Raw genomic sequence first — 3868 nt, forward strand, 5'->3', positions numbered from 1 at the left:
CGCGTCGACGCGCGCCGCGGCCGCGCGCACGACGGCCTGCTCGTCGATCGCCGCGGCGACGTCGGCGTCGGGCGGCAGATAGTCCTCGGCGGCCACGGCCGCCGGCAGTGCTGCCGCGGCGATCAAGGCGAGAGCGCACAAGGTATGCAGGGTCTTGCTCATGTCAGCCTCCCGCCGGCCAGCACCGGCTCGACCCACCAGCGCAGATCGCCCGCGACGATGCGCCGGCGCAGCGCGGCGAGCACGCCGTCGAGGCGCTCGTGATGGATCACGACCCACAGCACGCGGCGATCCACGCGGCCGCGCACCTGCTCGCGCACCGTGGCGCGGGCGAAGTCGCTGCTGTGTCCTTCGGCGTGCAGCAGAGTGAAGCCCGGCAACGTGACGTCTTCCAACAGCGCTTCGGTCACGGCGTCTTCCAGATTCGGCGGAAACACCAGATTCAGGCGCACCTGCCGGTCGGGCGCGGCCGTTTCGTTCCACGCGTTCATGCAGTGCTCCCGATTGCGGATATCGTCGCGGGTTTGGCGGATGCGGGCTGGCCGAAGCGCCGGTAGAGCAGCGGCAGCAACAGCAAGGTCAGCGCGGTGGAGCTGACCAGTCCGCCGATCACGACGATGGCCAGCGGCCGCTGGATCTCCGAGCCCGGACCGCTGGCCAGCAGCAGCGGTACGAGTCCGAACGCGGTGATCGCGGCGGTCATCAGCACCGGACGCAGCCGCCGCCGTGCGCCTTCGCGCACGATCTCTTCCATCGGCAGGCCCAGCGCGTGCAGCTGGTTGAAATAGGTCACCAGCACGAGGCCGTTGAGCACGGCGATGCCGAGCAGCGCGATGAAGCCGACCGAGGCCGGCACCGACAGGTACTGCCCCGACAGCCACAGTGCGGCGATGCCGCCGACCAGCGCGAACGGCACGTTGCCGAGGATCAGCAGGGCCTGGCGCAGCGAACCGAAGGTCATGAATAGCACGAAGAAGATCAGTGCGAGCGCGACCGGCACGACCAGACCCAGACGTGCGGCGGCGCGCTGCTGGTTCTCGAACTGGCCGCCCCATTCCAGCCGGTAGCCCGGCGGCAGCGGCACGTCGCGCGCGACTGCGGCGCGCGCCTCGTCGACGAAGCCGACGAGATCGCGTCCGCTGACGTTGGACTGGATCAGCGCGAAGCGCGAACCGTTCTCGCGGCGCACGAGTACCGGACCTTCGGTGCTAGCGACGCGCGCCACGGCCGTCAACGGTATCGCGCCTTCGTCGCCGCGGGCCAGGCGCAGGTCGGCGAACCGCGCGGCGGAGCCGCGCACCTGCGCATCGCCGCGCACGAGTATCGGCGTGCGCCGGTCCGGCTCGATCACGAGCCCGGCCGGCACGCCTTCGAGCTGCGCGCGCAGTTCGTCCTGCACATCGGTCACGGCCAGACCGGCGCGGCCGGCGGCCTGCGCGTCCACGACGACCTGCAGATAGTCGACGCTGTCGCTGGCCTGGGTCAGCACGTCGCGCGCGCCGGGCACTTTCTCGATGCGTGCGGCGATGCGCTGAGCCAGCTCGCCGAGGGTGCGCAGATCGGGGCCGAACAGCTTCAGCGCGACGTCGCCGCGGCTGCCCGTCAGCATCTCGGCGACGCGCATCTCGATCGGCTGGGTGAAGCCGAATTCCACGCCCGGGAACGCGGCCATCGCCGTGCGGATCTCGGCGCTGAGCCATTCCTTGTCGGGCTTGCGCCACTGCGCGCGCGGCGCGAGCTGCATGAACATGTCGGTCTCGTTCAGGCCCATCGGATCGAGGCCCAGTTCGTCGGAACCGGCGCGCGCGATGCTGTGCCGCACCTCGGGCACGGCCGCCGTCACGGCCTGCTGCACGGCGAGATCGATCTCCAGGGACCGTCGCAGCCCGATCGACGCCGGCTTCTGCAGCTGCAGCAGGATGTCGCCTTCGTCCATCGTCGGCAGGAAGGCCTTGCCCGTGCCGAGATAGGCGATCACGCCGACGGCCAGTGCGGCGGCGGCGAGCGTCGCCGCCTGCAGCGGACGCGCGAGCGCGCGTTCGAGCAGCGGCCGGTACAGGCGCTGCGTCCAGCGCATGATCCAGGGTTCGGCATGGGCGTGTTCCCGCAGCAGCAGCGAGGCCAGCACCGGCACCAGGGTCAGCGACAGCAGCAGCGACACGCCGAGCGCGAACACGATGGTCAGCGCGACCGGCGCGAACAGCTTGCCTTCGAGGCCCTGCAGGGTCAGCAGCGGCATGAAGGTCAGGCAGATGATCAGGATGCCCGAGGCCACCGGCACGGCCACTTCGCGCGCCGCCGCGAACACGCGGTGCAGGCGCGGCAGATGCGCGCCGGGCGCCTGCGGGTCGAGCCGGCTGACCGCGTTCTCGACGACGACGACGGCCGCGTCCACGAGCATGCCGATCGCGATGGCCAGCCCGCCGAGGCTCATGAGGTTCGCGCTCATGCCGGCCAGGCGCATCAGCAGGAAGGTGCCGAGCGCAGCCAGCGGCAGCATCAGCGCGACGACGAGCGCCGGGCGCAGTCCGCCGAGGAACAGCAGCAACAGCACGACGACGAGTACGGTCGCCTCGACGAGCGCGCTCTCCACGGTGCCGACGGCGCGCGCGATCAGGGTGCTGCGGTCGTAGAACGGCACCACGGTCACGCCGGGCGGCAGGCTGGTCGCGAGCTCGGCCAGGCGCAGCCGGATCGCTTCGACGAGCGTGGAGGCGTCGGCGCCGCGCAGCGCGACGACGATGCCCTGGACGGCTTCGCCCCGGCCGTCGCGGCTCACCGCGCCGTAGCGCGTCATGCCTTCGACGCGCACCTCGGCCACGTCGCCGATGCGCACCGGCGGCGACGTGGCCGAGGTGCGCAGCACGACGTTGCGCAGATCGCCGGCGCCGCGGATCGCGCCTTCGCTGCGCACGATCAGGGCGTTCTCGCCGGCCTCGAGCCGGCCCGCGCCGTCGTTGCGGTTGTTGCGGGTGATCGCGCCGACGACGTCGCTGAAATGCAGGCCGGCGGCCGACAGGCGCGATCGGTCGGGCACCACCGCGAAGCTCCTGGCTTCGCCGCCGAGCACGTTGATGTCGGCGACGCCGGGCAGGGTGCGCAGCGCCGGGCGCAGGGTCCAGTCGAGCAGGCTGCGGCGTTCGGCCAGGCTCAGGCCGCCGCCTTCGATCGTGAACATGAACACGTCCGACAGCGGCGTGGAGATCGGCGCGAGCCCGCCGTCGACACCCGACGGCAGGTTGCCCGCGACCGCGGCATAGCGTTCGGCCACCTGCTGGCGCGCCCAGTAGATGTCGCTGCCGGCGGCGAAGTCGAGCGTGATGTCGGCGATCGCGTATTTCGCGACGGAGCGCAGCATCACGCCCTGCGGCACGCCGAGCAGCTCCATCTCCAGCGGCGCGATCACGCGCGATTCCACTTCCTCGGGCGTCATGCCCGGTGCCTTGAGGATCAGCTTGACCTGGGTCGGCGAAATGTCGGGATAGGCATCGATGGGCAGGCGCAGGAAGGCGGCGATGCCCGCACTGGCCAGCGCGAGCGCGCACAGCAGCACCAGCACGCGCTGGCGCAAGGAGAATTCAACGAGGCGCGAGAGCATGGTCCGTCGCCTCAGTGCAGCGGCAGCAGCGATTTCAGCAGTGCGGTGCCGCGCGTGACGACGCGCATGCCCGCGCTCAGCCTGTCCGCCGGGTTCGCCGGCGTCACGACAGCGGCCGTCTCGTCGCCGCCGAGAACGTGCACGGCGACCGCGCGCAGACGCGTGCCGTCGGCCGCGTCGTCGGCGACGAACAGCACGTGGCCGTCGCCGGCCGGCAGCAGCGCCGCCGGCGGCACCGATACCGCGCCGGCCGGCGCGGGCAGCAGCAGG

The 3868-nt window shown here is 71.8% G+C and carries 2 protein-coding genes and 1 pseudogene; all 3 read right to left on the reverse strand.

Annotated elements, in window-relative coordinates; genetic code table 11:
• Nucleotides 1-158 precede the first annotated feature (158 nt).
• On the reverse strand, nucleotides 159-491 hold the full coding sequence (locus NON22_RS21420; RefSeq protein WP_257389025.1) for a DUF3240 family protein: 333 nt from the start codon (nucleotides 489-491) through the stop codon (nucleotides 159-161).
• The gene (locus NON22_RS21425; protein ID WP_257389026.1) at nucleotides 488-3598 is read right to left on the reverse strand and encodes an efflux RND transporter permease subunit; all 3111 of its coding nucleotides are present in this window, start codon (nucleotides 3596-3598) and stop codon (nucleotides 488-490) included. The genes NON22_RS21420 and NON22_RS21425 overlap by 4 nt, the downstream gene beginning before the upstream one ends.
• Nucleotides 3599-3609: 11 nt before the next feature.
• A pseudogene (locus tag NON22_RS21430) lies at nucleotides 3610-3868 on the reverse strand (hypothetical protein); the annotation flags it as partial.

The sequence above is a fragment of the Tahibacter caeni genome (genome assembly GCF_024609805.1).
Lineage (GTDB): Bacteria > Pseudomonadota > Gammaproteobacteria > Xanthomonadales > Rhodanobacteraceae > Tahibacter > Tahibacter caeni.